At 70.4% G+C, this 22,197-nt stretch carries 15 protein-coding genes; 11 read left to right on the plus strand and 4 right to left on the minus strand.

The window, feature by feature from the left end; translation table 11 throughout:
- Nucleotides 1-129 precede the first annotated feature (129 nt).
- Nucleotides 130-1,359, plus strand: coding sequence for a CdaR family transcriptional regulator (locus KBX08_RS00335; RefSeq protein ID WP_210780484.1), 1,230 nt, complete (start codon nt 130-132; stop codon nt 1,357-1,359).
- Between the two features lie 82 nt (nt 1,360-1,441).
- On the opposite strand, the gene KBX08_RS00340 is transcribed toward KBX08_RS00335, so the two are convergent.
- Entirely contained in the window at nt 1,442-2,527 is a 1,086-nt protein-coding gene (locus KBX08_RS00340; RefSeq protein ID WP_210780485.1) for a branched-chain amino acid aminotransferase, read from the minus strand.
- A gap of 419 nt (nt 2,528-2,946) precedes the next feature.
- Between KBX08_RS00340 and KBX08_RS00345 the strand changes: the two genes are divergently transcribed.
- From KBX08_RS00345 to KBX08_RS00360, 4 genes are all read left to right on the plus strand, one after another.
- Complete coding sequence (locus KBX08_RS00345) at nt 2,947-3,912, plus strand: aromatic acid exporter family protein (RefSeq protein ID WP_210780486.1); 966 nt, start codon at nt 2,947-2,949, stop codon at nt 3,910-3,912.
- A gap of 495 nt (nt 3,913-4,407) precedes the next feature.
- Nucleotides 4,408-5,619 (plus strand): low temperature requirement protein A, encoded by a 1,212-nt coding sequence (locus KBX08_RS00350; protein ID WP_210780487.1) that lies wholly within the window; start codon nt 4,408-4,410, stop codon nt 5,617-5,619.
- 283 nt (nt 5,620-5,902) lie between these two features.
- Nucleotides 5,903-9,817: a Pls/PosA family non-ribosomal peptide synthetase gene (locus tag KBX08_RS00355; RefSeq protein WP_210780488.1), complete on the plus strand. Its 3,915-nt coding sequence runs from the start codon at nt 5,903-5,905 to the stop codon at nt 9,815-9,817.
- Nucleotides 9,814-11,154, plus strand: a complete 1,341-nt coding sequence (locus tag KBX08_RS00360) for a M1 family metallopeptidase (protein ID WP_210780489.1) — start codon at nt 9,814-9,816, stop codon at nt 11,152-11,154. The genes KBX08_RS00355 and KBX08_RS00360 overlap by 4 nt, the downstream gene beginning before the upstream one ends.
- A 104-nt stretch (nt 11,155-11,258) precedes the next feature.
- Here the strand turns inward: KBX08_RS00360 and KBX08_RS00365 are convergent, their stop codons facing one another.
- Nucleotides 11,259-12,530, minus strand: coding sequence for a CehA/McbA family metallohydrolase (locus KBX08_RS00365; RefSeq protein WP_238689790.1), 1,272 nt, complete (start codon nt 12,528-12,530; stop codon nt 11,259-11,261).
- Nucleotides 12,531-12,732: 202 nt separating this feature from the next.
- On the opposite strand from KBX08_RS00365, the gene KBX08_RS00370 reads away from it, so the two are divergent.
- On the plus strand, nt 12,733-14,073 hold the full coding sequence (locus tag KBX08_RS00370; protein WP_210780490.1) for a carbohydrate-binding protein: 1,341 nt from the start codon (nt 12,733-12,735) through the stop codon (nt 14,071-14,073).
- 138 nt (nt 14,074-14,211) lie between these two features.
- A complete protein-coding gene (locus KBX08_RS00375) occupies nt 14,212-15,423 on the plus strand; it encodes an esterase-like activity of phytase family protein (RefSeq protein WP_210780491.1) in 1,212 nt (403 codons plus the stop codon).
- A gap of 73 nt (nt 15,424-15,496) precedes the next feature.
- Here the strand turns inward: KBX08_RS00375 and KBX08_RS00380 are convergent, their stop codons facing one another.
- Nucleotides 15,497-15,766, minus strand: a complete 270-nt coding sequence (locus KBX08_RS00380) for a hypothetical protein (protein WP_210780492.1) — start codon at nt 15,764-15,766, stop codon at nt 15,497-15,499.
- Between the two features lie 36 nt (nt 15,767-15,802).
- Here KBX08_RS00380 and KBX08_RS00385 point away from each other — a divergent pair, with 36 nt between their 5' ends.
- Complete coding sequence (locus KBX08_RS00385; RefSeq protein WP_238689791.1) at nt 15,803-16,336, plus strand: GNAT family N-acetyltransferase; 534 nt, start codon at nt 15,803-15,805, stop codon at nt 16,334-16,336.
- Between the two features lie 304 nt (nt 16,337-16,640).
- Entirely contained in the window at nt 16,641-17,768 is a 1,128-nt protein-coding gene (locus tag KBX08_RS00390) for a hypothetical protein (RefSeq protein ID WP_210780493.1), read from the plus strand.
- Nucleotides 17,769-17,791: 23 nt separating this feature from the next.
- On the opposite strand, the gene KBX08_RS00395 is transcribed toward KBX08_RS00390, so the two are convergent.
- Nucleotides 17,792-18,802, minus strand: coding sequence for a mechanosensitive ion channel family protein (locus KBX08_RS00395; RefSeq protein ID WP_210780494.1), 1,011 nt, complete (start codon nt 18,800-18,802; stop codon nt 17,792-17,794).
- Between the two features lie 194 nt (nt 18,803-18,996).
- Between KBX08_RS00395 and KBX08_RS00400 the strand changes: the two genes are divergently transcribed.
- Together KBX08_RS00400 and KBX08_RS00405 are read left to right on the plus strand one after the other, a co-directional pair.
- Complete coding sequence (locus KBX08_RS00400) at nt 18,997-21,951, plus strand: AAA family ATPase (protein WP_210780495.1); 2,955 nt, start codon at nt 18,997-18,999, stop codon at nt 21,949-21,951.
- A gap of 98 nt (nt 21,952-22,049) precedes the next feature.
- Nucleotides 22,050-22,193 carry a hypothetical protein gene (locus KBX08_RS00405; RefSeq protein ID WP_210780496.1) on the plus strand — a complete coding sequence of 48 codons (144 nt, stop codon included), beginning with the start codon at nt 22,050-22,052 and terminating at the stop codon, nt 22,191-22,193.
- Nucleotides 22,194-22,197 lie beyond the last annotated feature (4 nt).

Consider the following 22,197-nt stretch of genomic DNA (forward strand, 5'->3'; position numbering starts at 1 on the left):
CCGTCGCGACGCCGCCCGTCTTTTTGTCGTGACTTCGACAGTGGACCTTGCGCGATGACCCACCGGCACCGGAGGGTAAAGACTGGCGGTCGCGCGATCCCTGTCACGCAGCGCAACCATGGGAGTCATATGCACGGTGAGCTCCAGCGAATCGTCGACGCCGTCGCCGCCCGGGTGGGGCGACCCGCCCTCATCGAGGACCGCCGACAGCGGGTGGTCGCCTACAGCGAGCACGACGGCCCGATGGACGACGTCCGCCGGACGTCGATCCTGCGCCGGCAGACGACGCCGGAGGTGATCGCCTGGTTCCGGGACAAGGGCGTGCTCACGGCGCACGCGCCGGTCCGCACCCCAGCGTGCGCCGAGCTGGACCTGCTGGCCAGGGTCTGCGTGCCGATCCGGCACGACGACCTGCTGCTCGGGTTCGTCTGGTTCATCGACGCGGACGGTTCGATGACCGACGCCGACATCGCCACCGCGACCGGCCCCTTCACCGACCTGTCACTGGCCCTCTACCGGGCGAACCTGCTCGGTGAGCTCGCCTCACAGCGGGAGACAGAGGCCACCCGCACCCTGCTGGTGGAGGGCCGACAGGCGCGCGAGCACGCGGCGCGGGCGCTGCTGGAGGAGGGCGTGGTGGTCGCCGACGGGTCGACGATCGCGCTCGTCGCCCAACTCGTGCCGGCCGCCGGGCGACAGCCCGACGAGGTGGCCCGGATCGCTCTGGAACAGGCCCTGGTCACCACCCGCCGGTGGATCGGGGTGCGGGAGACGCTGCACCTGGTCTGGCACGACCACGGCGTGCTGCTGGTCTGCGGCGACCGGGTCGCCGGCCGCCCCTCGCCGGAAGCCTCCGCCGGGCACCTCAACGAGGCGCTGGGCACCGCGACCCGGGGCCTGGCCTCGGTGGGCCGGACGGTGACCGGGATCGGCCAGCCTCGCGGCGGGCTGTCCAGCGCCGTGGAGTCCTACCAGGAGGCCGCGCAGGCAGCCCGGGTCGGCATGCAACTGCCCGCGCTCGGCGGGGTGGTCTCGTGGGCCGGCCTGGGCATCTACCGGGTGCTGTCTCAACTGGACAGCCAGCAGCTCGACGTCGCGGGTGTCCATCCCGGGCTGGAGCGGCTGCTCCGCGACGATGCCCACCAGGTGCTGCTGGAGACCCTGGAGGCCTACCTTGACCTGGCGGGCAACGCGCACGCGACCGCCGAGAAGCTCCGCCTGCACCGGACGACGCTCTACTACCGGCTGCAACGGGTGGAACAGCTCGCCGGGACCGACCTCAAGGACGGCAACGAACGGTTGTGCCTGCACCTGGCCATGAAGCTCGGTCGGCTCACCGGCCATTACCGCACACCGTGACGCTGCCGCCCGCCAGTGGTGCCACCGCGGACGGCAGCGGCTGGCCTGAGCGGGCAGTGGGGACGGTCCCGGGTGTTCCTCGTCAGACGAGGCGGGCCATCCAGCCGTACGGGTCGGCGGCCCGGCCGTACTGGATGTCGAGCAGGTGGCGGCGCAGCCGCATGGTCACCGAGTCCTCGGCGCCAGCCTTCGGGGCCGTCACCTCGCCGCCTTCCCAGACCAGGCGTCCGACGGGCGTGACCACCGCGCCGGTGCCACACGCGAAGACCTCGGTGATCGCGCCGGAGGCCACGCCCTCCTGCCATTCCCGGATCTCCACCGGGCGCTCCTCGACCTCCAGGCCCAGATCCTTGGCAAGGATGAGGATCGACCCCCGGGTGACGCCCTCGAGGATCGTGCCGAGTTCCGGGGTGATGATCCGGCCGTCGGCCGTGATGAAGTAGAGGTTCATGCCGCCGAGCTCCTCCACGTAGCGGCCCTCGGCGGCGTCCAGGAAACAGACCTGCTCACAGCCGTGCTCAGCGGCCTCGACCATCGGCGCCAGGCTGGAGGCGTAGTTGCCGCCGCACTTCGCCTCGCCCGTGCCGCCGCGCGCCGCCCGGGTGTATTCGGTGGAGAGCCAGATGGAGACCGGCTTGACGCCGCCGGAGAAGTACGCGCCGACTGGGCAGGCGATCACCATGTAGGTGATCTCCTTCGCCGGGCGAACCCCCAGGAACGGCTCGGAGGCGAACATGAACGGCCGCAGATAGACGCTGTATTCGTCCTCGTCCGGCACCCACACCTGATCGGCGCGGACCAGTCCCTCGACCGAGGCCATGAAATCCGGCACCGGCAGTTCGGGCAGTGCCAGCCGCCGGGCTGATCGGGCGAAGCGCTCGCCGTTTGCCTGCGGCCGGAACGACCAGATCGAGCCGTCACGGTGCCGGTACGCCTTCATCCCCTCAAAGATCTCTTGGGCGTAGTGCAGTACGGCTGCCGCCGGGTGCATGAGGATCGGACCGAAGGGGATGATCTCGGAGTCCTGCCAGCCGCCGTCCGGCCTCCACACCGCCCGTGCCATGTGGTCGGTGAAGTACGTGCCGAACCCCGGATTCGCCATGATCTCGGCTCGCCGCTGCGCGCTCGCCGGGCTCGGATTCTGGTGCAACGGGAACGACAGGCTCATCGCCGGGTCCTCTCAATGGCCGCATCCCTGGGCGCTCCGGTCACCGAGAACGAACACGCAGGGGACGATTGTCGGATGACGGGTGCAGAATACCGACCGTATTGTCGCCGACCGTAGACAGACTGCAGCGACTCGGAGGGACTGTGCGGCCGTGAGCCGACAGCCAGAGGGCCATTTACGTCATCGGGGAGACGCTCGGCGCCACCGGTGGGATGCCCACCCCCTGATCGCCGACGGTTCTGCCGACGGCCTCTGGCCTGGTTCGGGAGACGACGTGACGGGTAGTCCGCCACGTGGCCGCTTCCCGATCCGAACCCGGTGATCAGGCACCGCTCGTCGCGGTGGGTAGCCGCATCCGGAGCCTGGCCGCCGGCACCCGACGTCGGGGAAGTCGAGCGGGCCGGCTGCGGCGGCGTCAAATGGAGATCATCGGGCTGATCGCGGTGCAGGCCGGGCTCGCGGCGGCGCTCGCCTGGTGGCTGGCGCACGACCTGTTGGGAAACCCGAACCCCGTCTTCGCACCGACAGCGGCGGTGGGCACCATCGCGGCGGCGATCGGCCAGCGGACAAGGCGCACCGTCGAACTGCTGGTCGGAGTGGGGCTCGGCATCGCCATCGGCGACGGACTGGTCCTGCTCATCGGCACCGGGGCATGGCAGACGGGCATCATCGTCACCCTCGCCATCGCCATCGCCCTCGGCCTCGTGGGCCGAGGCGGCACCGTGGTCAGTCAGGTGGGTGGTACGGCGGTGCTGATCGCCACGCTCTCCTCCAGCCAACGGAATCTGGAACTACCCCGGGTCGTCGACGCGGTCACCGGCAGCGTGGTGGGCCTGGTCGTGGTGGCGTTGCTGCTGCCCCTGAACCCCATGCGCGTCCTGCACCGCGCAGCCGCGCCGGTCTTCGACGCGCTCGCCGCGTACCTGCGCGACATCGAGACGGCGATGCGGACCAACGACCGGAACCGGGCGAGACACGCACTGAACGGACTCCGCGCCATGGGACCGGACGTGGAACGACTCCGCGAAGCCCTCAGCGGCGCCGACGAGGTGGTGACTGTCGCACCGGCCCGCTGGCACTGGCGGCGCCACGTCGAACACTACGACCGAGGTGTCAACTACCTGGTTCGGGTCATCGACGACAGCAGAGCCCTGGCCCGACGGTCAGCCACGATGATCCAGTATCAGGAAAAGCTGCCGGGCACCTTCCCGACGCTGTCGCTGCCCTGGCCGAGGCCATTCGCCAGTTGGACCGGGAGACGCGGGCCGACAAACCCCACGACCGGACTCGACGCCATGCCCTGCGGGCCGCGGACGAAGCCGGCCGGGCCATGGCCACCGGTTTGCAGAACTTCGGTGTCACCACCGCCACGCAGATCCGGGTGACCGCCAGCGACCTGCTCAGGGCAACCGGCTGCTCGGCGGACGAGGCGAACCGGCAGGTTCGACAGACAGCACGTCACGCGGAACAGGCGGCCTCCTCGGAAGGGTGACCATCGCCTTCCCATCGGTTGGGGTCGCAAACGGCCTCAGCCGGCACTTGCCAGGCGGTTTGTCGGGCGTTACGGACGCGGACAGGTCGAGCAGTGGGCTACCGTCCGGTGCCCCGGTCCACCGCGCCGGGGAGCGGGGTGCTGTCCGGGAACGCGTCGTCGAGCAGCGTCACCCTGTCCTGGGGTGTGCGCTCTCAACCAGCTTCGACCGGGAGGCGCGCTTCTGGGCGCTGTCGTCGCCATCAGCGCCCGCTCGGCGGGCTCCGACCGACGAAACCGTGCGAGCCCGACTCGCACCGACTTCCGAGGCGGTAGGGGGAAGCTTCGACCGTGTGATGGACGGCCGACCTGACGTCGAGGCGGTGTCGCGGGAGCCAGCATGGGCGGCATGGGGTTTCCGGGAAGTGGCGGACGGGATCTGCTGGAACGCCGCGAGGACGTGCGGCAGGCGAACTTCCTGGAGCTCTTCGTCGACCTGGTGCTGGTCTTCGCCCTCTCCGGAGTGGTGACCCGGGTGGCAAGGGACGCCACGGCAGTCGACCGCGTCGTGCAGTGGCGGTCGCTGGCGTACCTGCTGGTGCTCGCCCTGCCGTTGATCTGGTTGTGGATCACCACTGCGCACATCACCAGCTGGTTCGACCCCCGCCGACGCAAAATCCAATGGGTGGTGCTGGCCAGCGCCTTTGGCCTACTGGTCATGGCCTCGTCCCTGCCCTACGCGTTCACCGGCAAGGGCTGGTCGTTCGTCCTCCCGTACGTGGTCCTGCACTGCGTACGCCCGCTGATCCTGCTGCCCAGCCTGCACGGGCACGCCCTCCGCGATCTCTACGCGAGATCGGTGCCGTGGTGCGCGGCCGGCGCGGGCATCTGGGTGGCCGGCGCGCTGGTCAGTGGCAACGCCAGAGCCGCCCTCTGGGCAATCGCCGTCACCGTGGACATCGTGGCCGCTCAACTGCGGTGGCCGGTCTACGGCCGGGCCCGACCACCGGTCAGCGCCTGGGCCATGGACAGCGGTCACCACCTGCCCGAGCGCTACCAGCAACTGCTGATGATCGCCCTCGGGGAGACCGTCCTGGCCGTGGGTATCACCTTCACCGACCTACCTGCCACCACGTCCACCTGGGCGACGCTGGTGGTGGCGTACCTGTCGACAGTGTTGCTGTGGAGGATCTACTTCTACCGTTCCGGGCAGGTCCTCGCCGAAGCGGTCGCCGCCGCCCGGGACCGGCTGGCTGCCGGCCGCGCCACCGGCATCGCCCATGTCGTCATGGTCGTTGGCATCGTCACCACCGCCGTGGGCTACGAGATTGTCCTCGAACACCCCGCGGGCCGTCCGGAACCAGTCTGGCTCGCGATGATCCTCGGCGGTCCGGCCCTGTTCCTCTACGGCCGCATCCGCCTGGAACGGATCGTGTTCAACCGGCTGTCGATCCGCCGGGTCGTCGCCATTGCCGCACTGGCGACGGCTGCCGTACCGCTGCATCACGCCCCGCCGCTGACCGCCTCCATCGTGGCCGCGTTCGTGCTGCTCGGTGTCGCTGTCGCCGACGCCCACCGCGCGGCCCACCAGCCGCCCGAGAAGCCTTCCCCGGCGGACTGAGACATCCCTGAATTCGTCGCCGCTGTCCGACCATCACCCCTGCCGGTTCCAAGGCGTCGGTGTTACCCCTGTCGGCTGTCTCCGGCCGCCGGTGTCAGGAGTGTGGGCCGCGTGGCGCAGTCGTTCGGCGTTCCCGGAATGAACTGTGTGGTGGTGGACACGAAGCCGATGCTCCGCCGTCATCATCGACCGGAGCGACGTAGCGTTGAGGGCTGCCCGGGGCGGGTCCGTTGCCGCACGCCTGGTTGACGCTGATCCGCGAGCTGAAGATGGTGAACGCCCGGTGCCCGTAACAAGTGATCCCCAGGTGGTCGCGCTACCGCCGATAGCTGCCGCACCGGTGACCCCGGCGGTGTTCCGATCCTCCACGGCCCCGGCCCGCCGGACGCTGGTCGACATTCTCGACGACTCCGTTCGCGCGCATCCCGAGGCCCTTGCGCTCGACGACGGTGCTACGGCGCTGACGTACCGCGACCTGGCCGATGAGGTCGAGGCCGTACGGAGGTCGCTCTCCGGGCACGGAATCGGTGTCGGCGATCGGGTCGGCGTCCGGGTCTCCTCCGGTACGGCAGAGCTGTACCTGGCGATCCTCGGCGTTCTCGCGGCGGGCGCGGCCTACGTGCCGGTCGACGCGGACGATCCCGAGGAACGCGCCGAGCTCGTCTTCGCCGAGGCGGGAGTCGTGGCGGTCCTCGGTGACGGGCTGGCGGTGTCGCTGCGCCGTACCCCCGCGGGTCGGACCGGCCGGCCCGGCCCGGACCACGACGCCTGGATCATCTTCACCTCCGGTTCGACGGGCACCCCGAAGGGTGTGGCGGTCAGCCACGGCGCGGCGGCGGCTTTCGTGGACGCCGAGGCGCAGTTGTTCCTCGCCGACGAGGCCAGTGAGCCGATCGGCCCGCAGGATCGGGTCCTGGCCGGGCTGTCGGTCGCGTTCGACGCGTCCTGCGAGGAGATGTGGCTGGCGTGGCGGTACGGCGCGTGTCTGGTGCCGGCCGCGCGGTCACTCGTCCGCAGTGGCGTCGACCTTGGTCAGTGGTTGGCCGAGCAGCGCATCTCGGTGGTGTCGACGGTGCCGACGCTCGCTGCCCTGTGGCCGGTCGAGGCGCTGGAGGAGGTCCGGCTGCTGATCTTCGGTGGGGAGGCCTGCCCACCGGAGCTGGCGCAGCGCCTGGCCGTCGAGGGTCGCGAGGTCTGGAACACCTACGGACCGACCGAGGCGACTGTGGTTGCCTGCGCCGCGCGGATGACCGGCGAGGGCCCGGTACGCATCGGGCTGCCGCTGGCCGGCTGGGAGCTCGCCGTGGTCGACGGCTTCGGTGTTCCGGTCGAGATGGGTGAGACCGGTGAGCTGGTGATCGGGGGGGTGGGACTCGCCCGCTACCTGGACGTGGGCAAGGACGCCGAGAAGTTCGCGACGCTGCCCGCGCTCGGCTGGCAGCGGGCGTACCGCAGCGGGGACATCGTCCGGGCGGAGCCCGAAGGGCTCCTGTTCATCGGTCGCGGTGACGAGCAGGTGAAGCTCGGCGGACGTCGGATCGAGCTGGGTGAGATCGACGCCGCACTGCAGGCGCTGCCCACCGTCGCCGGTGCGGCCGCGGCGGTGCAGCGCACCGCAGCGGGCAATCAACTGCTGGTGGGGTACGTGGTTCCGCACGACGGCGTCACCTTCGATGCCGCGGCGGCTGCGCTGCGGATCCGTGAGCAGCTGCCGGCCGCGCTCGTGCCGCTGCTGGCGGTGGTGGATGCGCTGCCGACCCGGACATCCGGCAAGGTGGACCGGGCCGCGCTGCCCTGGCCGCTGGCCACCCCCGCCGACACGGTGGCTGAGCTGACCGCGACGGAGGAATGGCTCGCTGGCGGTTGGGCGGAGATCCTGGGCGTACGCCCCACCGAGGCGGACGCGGACTTCTTCACCTACGGCGGCGGCAGCCTGAACGCGGCGCAACTGGTGGCGTGGATCCGGCACCGGCATCCGCGCGTCTCGGTGGCCGACATCGACCGCCACCCGAAACTGTCGCGGCTCGCGGCCGGGCTCGTCGCGCTCGACACCACGGCGGTGACGCGCCGGGAGGTCCGGCCGGTGCCGAGGCGCGCCGGGCTGATCCAGGCAGCGATGATGGTGCCGATGCTCGCGCTGGTCGGGCTTCGCTGGCTGACCGTTCTGGCCGCCCTCGGCAACGTCCTCGCCCTGTTCGCTCCCGCACCGTGGGCGCCGGCCGTTTCCTGGTGGTGGGTGGCGCTGGGCTGGCTTGTGCTGTTCAGTCCGCCGGGTCGGATAGCCCTGGCCGCCGCGGGAGCGCGACTGCTGCTTCGTGGGGTACGCCCCGGCAGCTATCCACGCGGCGGCGGTGTGCACCTGCGGCTGTGGGCCGCCGAACGGCTCGCCGAGCTGAGCGGCGCCACCAGCGTCGCCGGAGCATCCTGGATGATCACTTACGCCAGGGCTCTCGGCGCGCAGATCGGGGCCGACGTCGACCTGCACTCCGCGCCGCCGGTGACCGGCCTGCTGAAGCTCGGCCGGGGCGCGGCGATCGAGCCGGAGGTCGACCTGTCCGGCCACTGGGTCGACGGCGATGTCGTCCGCATCGGCAGGGTTCGCGTCGGTGCCGACGCACGGGTCGGATCCCGCAGCACCCTGATGCCGGGCGCGCGGGTCGGCAAGGGTGCCCGGGTCGCCGCGGGCTCGACGGTGGCCGGCGCCGTCCCGGCGAACCACCATTGGGCCGGCTCACCGGCCGCGGCAGCTGGCAAGGATTCGAACGGGTGGCCCGGGCGGCGTCCCCCTCGATCGCGAACGGGGGCGCGCCTCTGGCCGCTCGCGTACGGGATGACCGCCCAGGTGTTGGGGCTGGTTCCGGTCGTGGCCGCCCTCCCGGCGCTCGCCCTGCTCGGCTGGACGCTCGCCGTCCGACCGGCGGTCGGCGCCGTGCTGGGCGCCGTCGCGGCGGCGACCGTCGCCTACATGGTGGGCTACGCACTGCTGGTGCTCGGGGCCGTCCGGATGCTCAGCATCGGCCTGCGCGCCGGGTATCACAGGGTGCAGGGGCGGGTGGCGTGGCAGGTCTGGACGACCGAGCGGCTGATGGGGATGGCCCGGGTCGGGCTGTTTCCGCTCTACGCCAGCCTTTTCACACCGGTGTGGTTGCGGCTGCTGGGCGCGAAGGTGGGGCGCGGGGTGGAGGCATCCACTGTGCTCGCGCTGCCGGCGATGACCACGGTGGCCGACGGGGCCTTCCTGGCCGACGACACAATGGTCGCTACCTACGAGCTGAGCCACGGGTGGCTGCGGGTGGCCCCGGCCCGCATCGGTAAGCAGGCGTTCCTCGGCAATTCAGGAATGGCGGCGCCTGGGCGTTCGGTGCCCAAGCGTGGGCTTGTCGGCGTGTTGTCGTCGGCGCCGTTCAAGGCGAAGAAGGGCTCGTCGTGGCTCGGCGCACCGCCGATGCCGCTGCGGCGGACCGTGGAAGCGGCCGACACCAGCCGCACCTTCGATCCGCCGGTCCGGTTGAAGCTGGCCCGGGCTGCTATCGAGCTGTGCCGGATCGTTCCGGTGATGTGCGCCGGCGCCCTGGCGATCGGCGTCCTGGCCGTACTCGCGCTCGTGTGGCGCGCTGCCGGGTGGTGGGCGGCCGCGCTCGCTGCCGGGCCGGTGCTGCTGGGTGCGGCGATCGTCGCCGCCGCCATCGCGACGGCCGCGAAGTGGCTGCTGGTCGGGCGTTTCCGGGTCGCCGAGCGCGCGCTGTGGACCTCCTTCGTGTGGCGCAACGAGCTCGCCGACACGTTCGTCGAGGTCCTCGCCGCGCCATGGTTGGTCCGCTTCGCGACCGGCACGCCACTGCTCGCGGCGTGGCTGCGCACGCTCGGTGCGAAGATCGGCCGGGGTGTCTGGCTGGAGACCTACTGGCTGCCCGAGTACGACCTGGTGCGGCTGGGCGACGGCGCGACGGTGAACCGCGGTTGTGTGGTGCAGACCCACCTGTTCCATGATCGTGTGATGAGCATGGACGAGGTGACACTGGGTGCGGGAGCCGCGCTGGGCCCACACGGCATCGTCCTGCCGGGCGCGAGCATCGGCGCGCGGACCACCGTGGGGCCCGGTTCGCTGGTGACCCGCGGCGACGCCGTGCCGTCCGACAGCCGGTGGTTGGGCAACCCGATCACCACCTGGCCGGCCCCAGCGGCACGGTCGGCGTGAGCCCGAAGGCGTCGCCGTCGAGCGGCGCAACGCCCGGCGCCGGCCGCTCCGGCGACTCCTACCTGCCCGAGCACGGCAACGGCGGCTACCGGGTGCTGCACTACGACCTCGACCTCGACTACCGGGTCTCGTCGAACCGCCTCGGCGGCCGGGCGGACATCACCGCGGTGGCCGTGCAGTCGTTGTCGCGGTTCACTCTCGACCTCGGGCGTCTCCGCGTTCAGGACGTCCGGGTGGACGGGCGCCCGGCGAAGTACCTGCACCGGCCGGACAAGCTGCAGATCAAACCCGAGCGGCCGATCGGCGCCGGGGACACTTTCCGGGTGGAGGTCCGGTACGCGGGGAAGCCGGTGCCCATCTCCGGCCGCTGGGGCGAGCTCGGATGGGAGGAGCTCACCGACGGGGCGCTCGTGGCCAGCCAGCCGAACGGATCGCCGTCCTGGTTTCCGTGTGACGACCAGCCGGGCGCCAAGGCCACCTTCCGGGTGGCGGTCACGACCTCCGCTGCGTACACCGTGTTGGTGACCGGCGATCCGGTGCTCCAACGCCGGGGCGCGGGCAGCACGACCTGGGTGTACGAGCGACGCGAGCCCACCTCGCCGTACCTGATGAGCGTGCAGATCGGACGCTACGAGATCGTGGACCTGGCTGTCGGTGCGGTGGTGCAGCGCTTAGCGATCCCGCCGGTGCTGCGCAGGAACACCGCCCACGACTTCGGCCGGCACGGCGAGATCATGTCGGCGCTGCAGCGGCTCTTCGGGCCGTACCCGTTCCGCGAGTACGTCGTCGTGGTCGCCGACGACGACCTCGACGATCCCGTCGAGGCGCAGGGCATGGCCGTCTTTGGACGCAACCACGTCGACGGGCGGCGCACACACGAGCGGCTTGTGGTGCATGAACTGGCCCACCAGTGGTTCGGCAACAGCCTGACGGTAGCGGACTGGCGGCACATCTGGCTCAACGAGGGCTTCGCCACGTACGCCGAGTGGTTGTGGTCCGGCGTCTGCGGCGACCTGCCCACGGACGCCCTGGCCGCACAGTGGTACGCGTGGGTCGCGGATCGTCCGCGGGAGGTCGTCGTCGCGGATCCCGGTGTCGACCGGATGTTCGACCCGCTGGTCTACAAGCGTGGCGCGCTCGCGGTGCACGCCCTGCGGAAGAGGGTCGGTGACGACTCGTTCTTCGCGCTCCTGCGAGCCTGGGTCGCCGAGCACCAGCACGCGACGGTGACGACAGCGCAGTTCCGGCTGCACGCCCAGCGCTTCGCCCGCGAGCCGCTGGGCGATCTGTTCGCCGCCTGGCTCGACAGCCCGACGCTGCCCCCGCTACCTCGCTGACCACGCCGAGACGCGACCACCTCGCGAAATCGAATGCCGGTCCCGGAACGACCGACCCAGCAGGCTGCGGCTGGCCGGCAGTGCCGGGACCGGCACCTCGACGGTCAGGGCCGGAGCCACCAGGGGCTGGTGTAGGCCACCGCGAAGTCGTTACACGGGTGGCCGGCGGGGCCGGGGGTGCCGTTGGGCAGCGACGGGTCGGAGATCCGGAGCACCACCCAGTCGCCGTCGGTGACGTCGAGCGGCACTGTGAAGTCGGTGACCTGGCCGTTGACGGTGTCGATGACGTCGACGACGGTCGGCGCCGAGGTGCCGGGACGGAGGACCTGGATCCGTAGGGGCTTGCCGTCCCAGGCCGAGCCGCGGTCCAGGTCCAGCAGGAACCGGACGTCGCCGGAGGTCACGTTCAGCACGCCACCCATGCGTACGCCGTTGGCGGTGGCGTCCACCCGTAGGCCCGAGACGCGCGTGGCGAAGGAACGGCGGGCGGCCATCGCCTCGAACACCGCCGCGCGGGTGTTCTCGGCGACCCACAGGCCGCTTCGGCCCTTGCCCTCGTGGAAGCCCCACGTGGTGCCGTGCTCGTCGGTGACACCGGTCAGAGCCGGGCGCCAACCGGCGTTCAGGCAGGCCACCAGCGGTGATGTCGCACCCGACGACCAGCCCTCGAAGAGGAAGTCGTCGGTCCGGTTGAACATCTCCAGCCCCACGAGCTGATCGCGGGCCGAGGCGTTGAAGGAGAAGTTGTTGAACCGGCCCGCCTCCCGACCGGGGTGGTTGAAGCTCGCCAGACCCCCGGGCCGGCCGGTGAGCCAGTTGTACAGGCTGCCGGGGCTGCCGGCCCGCAACAGGTCGGCGAAGTCGGAGGTGTTCCAGACGTTGATGTGCCCCTGCAACGGATGCGACCACTCGAACCCGCGGATCGCTGTGAACTGGCCCGGGTCGTTGGCCGCGTTGGCCAGGTCACCGGTGGTCCGCCACTCTGACGAGCTGAGCCCGTCAATGGCGAAGAGGGTGGCGTGATCGGTCAGCGCGGCGACGTCCAGACCGGCCTCGCGCATCGAGGCGAACGCGGCCTCGGCGCTGCCGTCACCGTCCGACATGACCGTGTGGTTGTGCATGTCGGTGTGGACCAGCATCGTGCCCTGGGTGATGAGGGACGACCGGCCGGCACCGACCGCCGCGGTCGGGGCGCCGGCCATCGTCGTGTTGGCCGCCCGGGCGGCGGTCGGTAGCGCGGCCAGCATCAGCGTTCCGCCGGCACCGGCCAGCAGTGCCCGTCGGCCGAGGCCGGCGGGGATGTCAACCTGGCCGTACGGCACGTTGTCGTCGGATCCGTGGTCGTGATGGCAGTGGTGTGGGTGATGTCCAGTCATAGCTATATACATGTTGTTGGATCTGGCTGCGACGTCACGGCTGTTCGTCGGTCAGGCGAACAGTGCGGTACGTGGAGTGAGCGGATCGGGTGCGGGCCGCTCCCCCACCGACTTCCCGGTATCTGTAAACAACCCTTGATATTAACTCTCACGAACGTCAATATGTGGAGGTCGCGGGTCGTCGAAGCCTGGGGAGTGAGCCATGAGAAGCCGTCGAATATTCGCAGTGGTAGCCGGGGCGGCGATGACCGTCACGGCCGCCGTCGCCTTCGTCCCCAGCAGCATGGCGGCCGTGCCCTCGGCCAACGCCGTCCCGATGGTCGCCTGCACCGCCCCCACCTGGGCCGAGGGCCCCACCTACCAGGCGGGCGCCCAGGTCACCTACGGCGGCCGGCTCTACCAGGCGCTGGTCACCCACACCGCGCACCCCGGCGCCGGGTGGAACCCCGCCGCCACTCCGTCGCTCTGGCGTGACCTCGGCGCGTGCTCGGGGACGACGCCACCGCCCACCACGCCACCACCCACGACCCCGCCGCCCACCACGCCACCACCGACCACACCTCCCCCCACCACACCGCCGCCAACCGGTGGGACCTGTGCGGTGAAGTCGCGGCCCGCCGGCAAGGTGCTGCAGGGCTACTGGGAGAACTGGGACGGAGCCTCCAACGGCGTACACCCCGGCCTCGGCTGGATCCCGATCACCGACAGCCGGCTCAACCAGCACGGCTACAACGTGATCAACGCGGCGTTCCCGGTGATCCGCTCGGACGGCACGGTCCTCTGGGAGAACGGCATGGACGTCGGCGTGAAGGTGGCCACCCCGGCCGAGATGTGCCAGGCCAAATCGGCCGGCGCCACGATCCTGATGTCGATCGGTGGGGCCGCCGCGGGCATCGACCTGAGCTCCACGGCGGTCGCCGACCGGTTCATCGCGACGATAGTGCCGATCCTGACTGCCTACCACTTCGACGGCATCGACATCGACATCGAGACCGGCCTGACCGGCAGCGGCAACATCAACACTCTGTCCACGTCGCAGGCCAACCTGATCCGGATCATCGACGGCGTGCTGGCCCGGATGCCGTCGAACTTCGGCCTGACCATGGCACCGGAGACCGCCTACGTCACCGGCGGCAGCGTGGTTTACGGCTCGATCTGGGGCTCGTACCTGCCGATCATCAAGAAGTACGTGGACAACGGCCGGCTCTGGTGGCTGAACATGCAGTACTACAACGGCAGCATGTACGGCTGCGCCGGCGACTCGTACCCGGCGGGCACCGTGCAGGGCTTCACGGTGCAGACGCAGTGCCTGAACAACGGGCTCACCATTCAGGGCACCACCATCCGGGTGCCGTACGACAAGCAGGTCCCGGGCCTGCCGGCGCAGACCGGGGCGGGCGGCGGCTACATGTCGACGTCGTTGGTCACCCAGGCCTGGAACTCCGTGCCCGGCCTGAAGGGCCTGATGACCTGGTCGGCGAACTGGGACGGGTCGAAGGGCTGGACCTTCGGCGACAACGTGAAGCGCCTGCAGGGCCGCTGACGGGGTGACGAACAGGGACGAGAAGTGACAGCACGGTTTGAGCGTGCATTCCCCTGTGGTCAGTTCGAATTCACCGCGTCGCTCTACGGTGCCAGCGGACCGAGAACGCCCTGCTCGTACCTGGAGAGATGAGGATTGATGGCAGTAAGCAAGCGGGTGGGCCTGACTGCTGCGGTGGTCGCCCTGACCCTGACGCTGCCGGGTGGCGCGACCGCAGCCGCGGCCGAGCGGAACACGTGGGACCAGGCCGAGTTGTTGAAGTTCGCCGCGCTGCCAGCAGCAACCTTCGTTCCCGGCAGCGAACCGTCCGGCTCGTCACTCGGCAGCGCCCCCATCAACGGGATCACCCCGCCGTTCGCCGACCAACCGATCCAGGGGTTCAGCGGCGTCCTACGCAACACCGACGGCACCTTCGACGTGTTGTCCGACAACGGCTTCGGCAACAAGGCCAACAGTGCCGACTTCGTGCTGCGTGTGCAGCGGGTCGCGCCTAACTTCGGCAGCGGCGCCGTGGACGTGCTCGGTGGCATCAACCTGACCGACCCGTATGGCAAGGTGCCATTCCCGCTCACTCGTGCCGACCGCGTGCTCACCGGAGCCGACTTCGATGTCGAGTCGATTACCCGGACGCCGGACGGCACGTACTGGCTCGGTGACGAGTTCGGTCCGTACCTGCTGCACTTCGACCGGGCGGGCCGCTTGCTACAGGCGCCGGTGCCGCTGCCCGGGGTGTTCGCCCCCGAGAACCCGGGCCGCGGTGCGACCCCGGCCAACCTCGCCAGCAGTAAGGGCTTCGAGGGCATGGCCCAGTCGCCGGACGGTCGCACGCTCTACCCGCTGCTCGAGGGCACGACCACTGGCGATCCGGCCGGCACCCTCCGGCTCAACGAGTTCGACACCAGAACCAACACCTACACCGGTCGGCGCTGGACCTACGCGCTCGACTCTCCTGCTCACGCGATCGGTGACGCCATCATGGTCGATCGCGACCGCTTCCTGATCATCGAGCGGGACAACGGCCAGGGAGAGACGGCAAAGGTCAAGAAGATCTATCTCGCCGACAAGCGCGACCGGAACCGCGACGGACTGCTCGACAAGACGCTGGTCGCCGACCTGATGGCAGTCGCCAACCCTCGGCACGTCGGCGGGTTCGGTGACCCGTTCACGTTCCCGTTCCAGACGATCGAGGACGTGGTGATCCTCGACGACCGCACGCTCGCCGTCCTGAACGACAACAACTTCCCGTCGTCGGCGGGCCGGACGGCCGGCCAGGCGGACAACAACGAGTTCATCGTGATCAAACTCGACCGCCATCTGGACGCGGACAAGCGCGTCCTGCGTCGCTACTGACTCGACGCCAGGGGTGGGCAGACCGACCGTCTGTCCACCCCGTCCCGGGCGGCCGCTACCCCTGACGCGCCGGTCATCCCTCAGCAGTGGGTCGGCTGTGCACCACCAACTCGTCGATCTCCAACCGGCCGACGCGCAACTCCCGCACGACCGCCCGGCGGACCGCCAACCGCCCGATGACCAACGCCCCGACGGCCACGGCCCCGACGGCCAGCGCACCCACGGCGAGGGCACCGAGCGACACCGCCCCCGCAGCCCGCGCGCCGGTAGCCGCCGCGCCCGTCGCCACAGCGCCGTTGGCGCGCGTTCCGGTCAACCGCATCAGGCTTACGTCTCGCTTCATCACCCCATTGTCCGCCTACCGCTGGCCGCCGCGAAGGTGACCGGCCTCGAAGCCTTGGCCGCCGCGATGGCGGCGGTTGACAATCCACCCATGAACCCGAGCACGCTGACCATCACGTCGATCACCACCGGGGAGGAGGCCCAGGCCTTCCGGACGCTCAACGAGGAGTGGATTTCCCACTTGTTCGCCATCGAGGAATCGGACCGCAAGACCCTGAGCGACCCGTTCGCGGCCATCGTCGACCCGGGCGGGGACGTGCTGATCGTCCGTGACGAAGCGAAGATCGTCGGCTGTGTCGCCTTGGTCCGCAGCTCGGACGACGTCTTCGAACTGTCGAAGATGGCAGTGACCCCGGCGGTCCGTGGCAAGGGCATCGGCCGGCAGCTGATTCAGGCGGCGATCGATCGGGCCCGCACGCTCGGCGCGACCACCCTGTTCCTGGGTAGCAGCACCAAGCTCCCGAACGCGGTACGGCTCTACGAGTCCGCCGGCTTCAAGCACGTCAGCCCGGAACAGATTCCACTGGCGCCGTACGCCCGCGCCAACGTATTCATGCAGATGGCGCTCTGACCGAGGTCGTCCAGGACCACGTCAGGCCGCACCTGGCCGGTGCCCTCGGCCCGGCGCAGAAGGGTCAAGGGCACCTTCCACTGAATCCGCTGCACCGATCAGGGTGTTCTCTTAGGCTGCGTGGGCGGGGCGCCCGGTTCGACGAGTGCGTCGCGGTGGCGCTGTACGGGCTGGTCGGGGGTGCTCCTCTCGGCGGCCTGGCCGTACCGCTACCTCAGCCGGCACGGGTAGCTGCCGCGACGGCGCCTGAGGCCCGGTTTGTTCGCCGTCAGCGGCCGGGCCCGGCTACCGGTGAGGAGCACCGATGACGCAGAGTGAACAGGACCGCCCGGAGATCGTCGTCGGACTGGTGGCAACCCCGCCGGACCACCCGGCCCGGGTGGCCGCGCGGCTCACCACCGAACTGGCCAGCGGGCTGGCCGAGCGGGTGAACGCGGACGTGCGGTGGATCGTCCGGGAAGGCTGGGGCGAGGTGGCGCCCCGCCGCGACGGCGGCGTTGAGGCGCTACTCGATGATCTTGCCCGTCGGCGTGCCGAGGACCACTGGGACCTCGCCATCTGCCTGACCGATCTGCCGCTGCATGCCGAGCGGGTGCCGCTGGTGGCGCAGACCTCCGCTCGGCGTCGAGTCGCTGTGGTGTCCCTGCCCGCGCTGGGAATGCACCAACTGCGAGCGGCCCGCGCAGCCGTTCCGGATCTGGTGAGCCGGCTGCTGGCCGACGCAACCGACCAGCGGGTGCCGCCGGGCGGCTGGGCACCGGCCGAGATGGCAAGCCGGGTTCCCGCCGTACACCGGGTGGTCGGCGAGGCCGACGCCGGTGAGCGGCGCTACGTCGCCTCACGGCTCACCGGCCGGTTACGGCTGTTGATCGGCATGGTTCGAGCCAACCGTCCGGGGCGTGCCCTGCTGGGCCTGTCGAAGCTGCTGGTCGGCGCGTTCGGCACCGCCGCGTTCGCGCTCACCACGGACACCATCTGGCAGATCGGCGATGCGCTCGGCGGACTCCGGCTCGCCGTGATCATGCTGCTCGGGCTGACAGCGTTGGTGGCCTGGTTGATCATCGCGCACGACCTGTGGGAGAAACCGAGCCGCGAGACGCCGACCGAGCTGGCACGGCTGTTCAACCTGGGTACGATCCTCACCCTCACTCTGGCCACGGTGCTGTCCTACGTGGTGTTGTTCGTGGGAACGGTGCTCGTCGCGGCGCTGCTGATCGACACCTCCGTGCTGGAACAGACCTTGCAGCGGCCAGTCGACTTCACCGACTATCTGACGCTCGCCTGGATCACCGGCTCGCTGGCCACCGTCGGCGGCGCGATCGGCTCCGGGCTGGAAAACGAGGAAACGGTACGGGCTGCCGCTTACGGCTATCATCCCCACCCCGATGGCTGGCGGGACGAGAAGAGCGGGCAGTCGCACAGCGGGAGGTAATCGGGCCGTCGGGCCCGCCCGACTCAAGGCTGATACTGGCCGCGGGTGCGGGGCAGCCACTGAGGATGGCGGTCGCGAAGATAGCGAACCAGTCCCTCGCGCAGGTCGCAGCGCAGGTCCCAGGCGCTGGCGCCGTCGGCGGCCGAGGCCTGCACCTGGATGACCGCTGTCTGGTGAGTGGAGTCGACCATCTGGAGCGCCCACTGGTCGCGATCCCACAGCGGTGAGGACTCGACCAACCGGCGCGCTTCCCGGCGTAGGTCGTCCAGGTCGGCGGTGTGGTCGACATGGATCTGGATCTTGCCGACTACCCGAGATTCGTTCCGGGTCCAGTTCTGAAACGGCCGCTCGGTGAAGTAGGTGGTCGGCAGGATGAGCATCCGCTCGTCCCAGAGCCGGATCACCACGTTGGTCAGCTTCACCTCCTCAACTCGGCCCCATTCGCCGTCCACCACCAGCACGTCGCCGACGTGCAGGCCGTCGGCAAAGGCGACCTGGACACCGGCGAACGCGTTGCCGAGCGCGGTACGGGCCGACAGGCCGATCAACGCGCCGACCACCCCCGCCGACGTCAACACGGAGACGCCGAAGAGGCGTACCGGCCGAAAGGTGATCAGGATCAGGCCGATCGCGACGATGGTGACCACGGCGACGGTGAGCCGCCGCACGGGGCGAATCTGCGTTCGGGCCCGCCGGACTCGCCGGCTGGCGACCGCGTCGCCCGGCAGTCGACTGAACGCGACCGCCTCGGCGACGTGCAACGCCTTGATCACTAACCATGCCCCGGACAGCACCAAGGCCACCAGGACGACGTGCCACAGATGACGCTGCCACCCGGCCGGACCCAACGGCAGCGCGTAGTACAGCGCCCCGACCAGCAGCAGCACCCCCGCCGGGCGGCGGCAGGCATGCCGCAGGGGCTCCAGCAGCCACTGGTAACGGCCGCGGGCTACCCGGCGGACGACCATGCCCGAGATCAGGTCCACGACCACCGCCGTCGCCAGCGCGGCCACTACGATCAACGCGGTACGCATCAGAGGCCGTTCACCGTAGTCCCGATGCCAGCTCTCCCCGGCTCACTGCCCAGTCCACGTGCTCAGGGTGCCACCCGGTCGAGTGGCAGGCGGCCAACATCGGCGAACAACCGCTGACCACACCCGCGTCAGTCGCCCGACGGTCGCCCACGGTGGTACTTGTGTCCGAGCAGCGAAAAGCGAGATCATCACGCATGCTCGACCCCTCGCCCGAGGACGACGGGACCTCACCGACCGTCTCCACTCCGCATTTCGTGGGTCGTGATCGGGAGATGGCGGCCCTTCGGGGCGCCTTGGCCCGGCCACCGGCGATCGTGCTGGTCGAGGGCGAGGCGGGGATCGGGAAGAGCCGACTGCTGCGAGAGTGGTTGGCCGCGCCGGATCAGCGCACTGCCTTGGTGTCGGTGTGCCCACCGCTTCGCGAGTCGCTGACGTTGGGGCCGATCGTCGACGCGTTCCGGGGGATCGACGGCCCGGTGTCGCGATTGCGGCTCACCGAGCTTGCGGGTGCGTTACGGCCCCTGTTCCCTGAGTGGTCCGCGGACCTGCCGCCCGCGTTGCAGCCGTTGGGCGATGCGAAGGCGGCACGGCATCGCCTGTTCCGCGCCCTGGAGGAGCTGCTGCGGGCTCTGGGTGTCGACGTCCTCGTGCTCGAGGACGCTCACTGGGCCGACGAGGTGACCCTGGAGTTCCTGCTGTTCGTCACCTCCCGGCAGCAGTCGAACGGGCCCAGTCTCGTGATCTCCTATCGGCCGGAGGAGGTGGACGACGGATCACTGTTGCTGCGGCTGACGTCCCGGTTGCCTGCTGGCGTGACCCAGCTGAGGATCGCCCTGGCGCCCATGCGCCCCGCGGACACGGCAGCGCTGGTGTCCTCGATGCTGGACGGCAACCCGATTTCCCAGGAGTTCACGACGTTCATGCACGAGCGGACCGGCGGCGTTCCGCTGGCCGTGGAGGAGTCGGTTCGCCTCATGTGCGACCGCGCCGACCTCGTGTTCCGCGACGGACAGTGGGTCCGGCTGAAGTTGCGCGAGCTTCAGGTGCCGCCAACGGTGCGCGACTCCACCCGGGAGCGGGTGGGCCGTCTGTCGCCGACGGCGCAGCAGGTGTTGCGGGCCGCGGCGACGTTGGCTGAGCGGTCGTCGGTGGAAACGATAGCGATGACCGCCGGTCTGTCACCAGGTGCGTGTCGAGGCGCTGTCGCGGAGGCGGCCGGCGCCGGTGTCCTGGACGGAGACGACCGCGGCCGGTGGCGATTCCGGCATGTGCTGGCCGCCACGGCTGTCTACGAAGCGATCCCGTTGACCGACCGCAGGCACTTCCACCTGCTGGCCGGCCGGGCCGTGGAGCACATCCATCCGCCGCCGGTGGCACGCCTCGCCCACCACTTCCGTGAGGCGGGCGAGACGCAGTCCTGGGCGAGGTACGCCGAGCAGAGTGCCGAGCTGGCCATGGCCTCGGGTGACCACACCAAGGCGGTCGAGCTGCTGGTCGATCTGTTGACGTGGGCCGTGCTGGCGCCGGTGGACCGGGCACGGGTCGCGCGCATCGCCGGAGTCGCCGCACTGGGCCGCCGTGAACCGGTCGACGAGGTCCACCACCGCGTGATCCGTACCTTGCGCTCGGTGCTGGAAACCCCCGGTCTCTCCGCCCGCCAGCAGGCCGAGATCCGCAACCCCCTGGGTCGGCTCCTGATCACCGGGGGTGAGGCGCAGGCCGCACTCAGCGAGCTGGAGCAGGCGGTGGCCAACCTCGACCACGACCCGGTCGAGGCGGCTCGGGCGATGACCTACCTTGGCTGGGCCTATGCGGGACCGTGGCCGGCGTCGACCCATCGGCGGTGGCTGGATCGCGCCGCTGAACTCACCGCCGGCTTCGATTCTCCCGCGGAGCGGCTGAACCTGGCCGGCAACCGCGCCGCGGCGTTGCTCATGCTCGGCGAGGAGGAGGCCTGGGACGTCGTCGCCGACCTGCCCGTCGACGGCGCGACGGCGGCGGAGCGTCTCGACGTGGCCCGGATCCACGCAAATGTCGGGACCGGCGCGCTGATCTGGGGTCGGTACGCCGACGCGGAGGAACACCTCGACGTGGCCATGCGCCTTGCCGAGGCCGAGCAGGCGTCCCGGTTGCACCATAACGTCGGACTCGAACAGGCCAACCTGGCGTGGCTGACCGGTCGGTGGGAGGGTCTCGCGGAGCGAAGCGCGGCACTCGCCGATGCCGACCGGGACCGGCCGGCGCACTACCTCGGCAGCATTCGCCTCGCTGCCCGGCTGGCCGCGGCAGCCGGGCGGCGGCGCGCGGCGGAGGAGCAGTTCCGGCTGGTCCTCGAGGAGTCTGCCCGTCTCGGCGCAGCCGACGACACGATGGAGGCCGCCGCCGCGTTGGCCAGACTGTGGCTGACGGACGGAAACAGCGGCCGGGCGCTGCAGATCACCAACGAGCCGATGGACACCGTCCGGAGGAAGGGCATCTGGGTCTGGGCGACGGACCTCGTTCCCGCCCGGATCGAGGCGCACCTCGCCGCAGGGGATCTGCAGGCCGCGACCCGTCTGGGCGACCAGTTCGCCAGAGGGCTGCGTGGCCGTACGGCGCCTGCGCCTCGCGCCGCGCTCACCGTATGCCGTGCCCTGCTGCTCACCGCGGCCGGAGACCACGCCCGCGCGGCGACGGCACACGGTCGGGCGGCGCGCGCCTGGAGCGCGTTGCCGCGCCCGTACGACGCCATGCTCGCCCGCGAGCGTCAAGCCGAGGCGCTCATCGCGCAAGGCCAGATCGAGCAGGGCCGAGAGCTGCTGGCGGCACAGTACGAGCAGCTGTTCAGGCTCGGGGCCCGCGGCGATGCGGACCGGGTCGCACAGCGGCTTCGCGAACAGGGCGCCGACGTCCCTCGACTGTGGCGCGGCGGCCGACGCGGGTACGGCGACCAGCTCTCACCCCGCGAGCTCGACGTGGTCCAACTGGTCGTCGCCGGCAAGACGAACCGGGAGATCAGCCGGATCCTGGCCAAGTCGCCGGCCACAGTGGATCAGCAGCTGCGTGCCGCGATGCGCAAGTTGAAAGTGAGCTCGCGGACCGCGCTCGCGGTCAAGGCAGTGGAGGCCGGAGTTTTCGCGGAAGAGGACTCCTTGCACGACGCGTCGTGAAAATTGACGTATCCGCTGGATAGCGACGGTCACTCGTCCCGCCGAGCATGACTGGATGATTCATAGCCGTTGGGCGATGCATGCCTGAGCGACCTGTCGTGGGTGACGACGCCGCCATCGAGCGCCCGCCACCACCCGAGCTGCCCCACGAGCCGCGCGTCAGCGCTCCCGACGCCCGTGACGTTGACGGTGGCGACGGTGCCGACGACCACAAGAACCACGACCCCTACCAACCCCTGTAGGTCG

The organism is Micromonospora sp. H61 (genome assembly GCF_018070325.1).
GTDB lineage: Bacteria > Actinomycetota > Actinomycetes > Mycobacteriales > Micromonosporaceae > Micromonospora > Micromonospora salmantinae.

What these genes read in the sequence shown, in the direction of transcription:
- KBX08_RS00335 (WP_210780484.1), top strand. Translation starts at nt 130, where the DNA reads ATGCACGGTGAGCTCCAGCGAATCGTCGACGCCGTCGCCGCCCGGGTG.
- KBX08_RS00340 (WP_210780485.1), bottom strand. Translation starts at nt 2,527, where the DNA reads ATGAGCCTGTCGTTCCCGTTGCACCAGAATCCGAGCCCGGCGAGCGCG.
- KBX08_RS00345 (WP_210780486.1), top strand. Translation starts at nt 2,947, where the DNA reads ATGGAGATCATCGGGCTGATCGCGGTGCAGGCCGGGCTCGCGGCGGCG.
- KBX08_RS00350 (WP_210780487.1), top strand. Translation starts at nt 4,408, where the DNA reads ATGGGGTTTCCGGGAAGTGGCGGACGGGATCTGCTGGAACGCCGCGAG.
- KBX08_RS00365 (WP_238689790.1), bottom strand. Translation starts at nt 12,530, where the DNA reads ATGACTGGACATCACCCACACCACTGCCATCACGACCACGGATCCGAC.
- KBX08_RS00370 (WP_210780490.1), top strand. Translation starts at nt 12,733, where the DNA reads ATGAGAAGCCGTCGAATATTCGCAGTGGTAGCCGGGGCGGCGATGACC.
- KBX08_RS00375 (WP_210780491.1), top strand. Translation starts at nt 14,212, where the DNA reads ATGGCAGTAAGCAAGCGGGTGGGCCTGACTGCTGCGGTGGTCGCCCTG.
- KBX08_RS00380 (WP_210780492.1), bottom strand. Translation starts at nt 15,766, where the DNA reads ATGAAGCGAGACGTAAGCCTGATGCGGTTGACCGGAACGCGCGCCAAC.
- KBX08_RS00390 (WP_210780493.1), top strand. Translation starts at nt 16,641, where the DNA reads ATGACGCAGAGTGAACAGGACCGCCCGGAGATCGTCGTCGGACTGGTG.
- KBX08_RS00395 (WP_210780494.1), bottom strand. Translation starts at nt 18,802, where the DNA reads ATGCGTACCGCGTTGATCGTAGTGGCCGCGCTGGCGACGGCGGTGGTC.
- KBX08_RS00400 (WP_210780495.1), top strand. Translation starts at nt 18,997, where the DNA reads ATGCTCGACCCCTCGCCCGAGGACGACGGGACCTCACCGACCGTCTCC.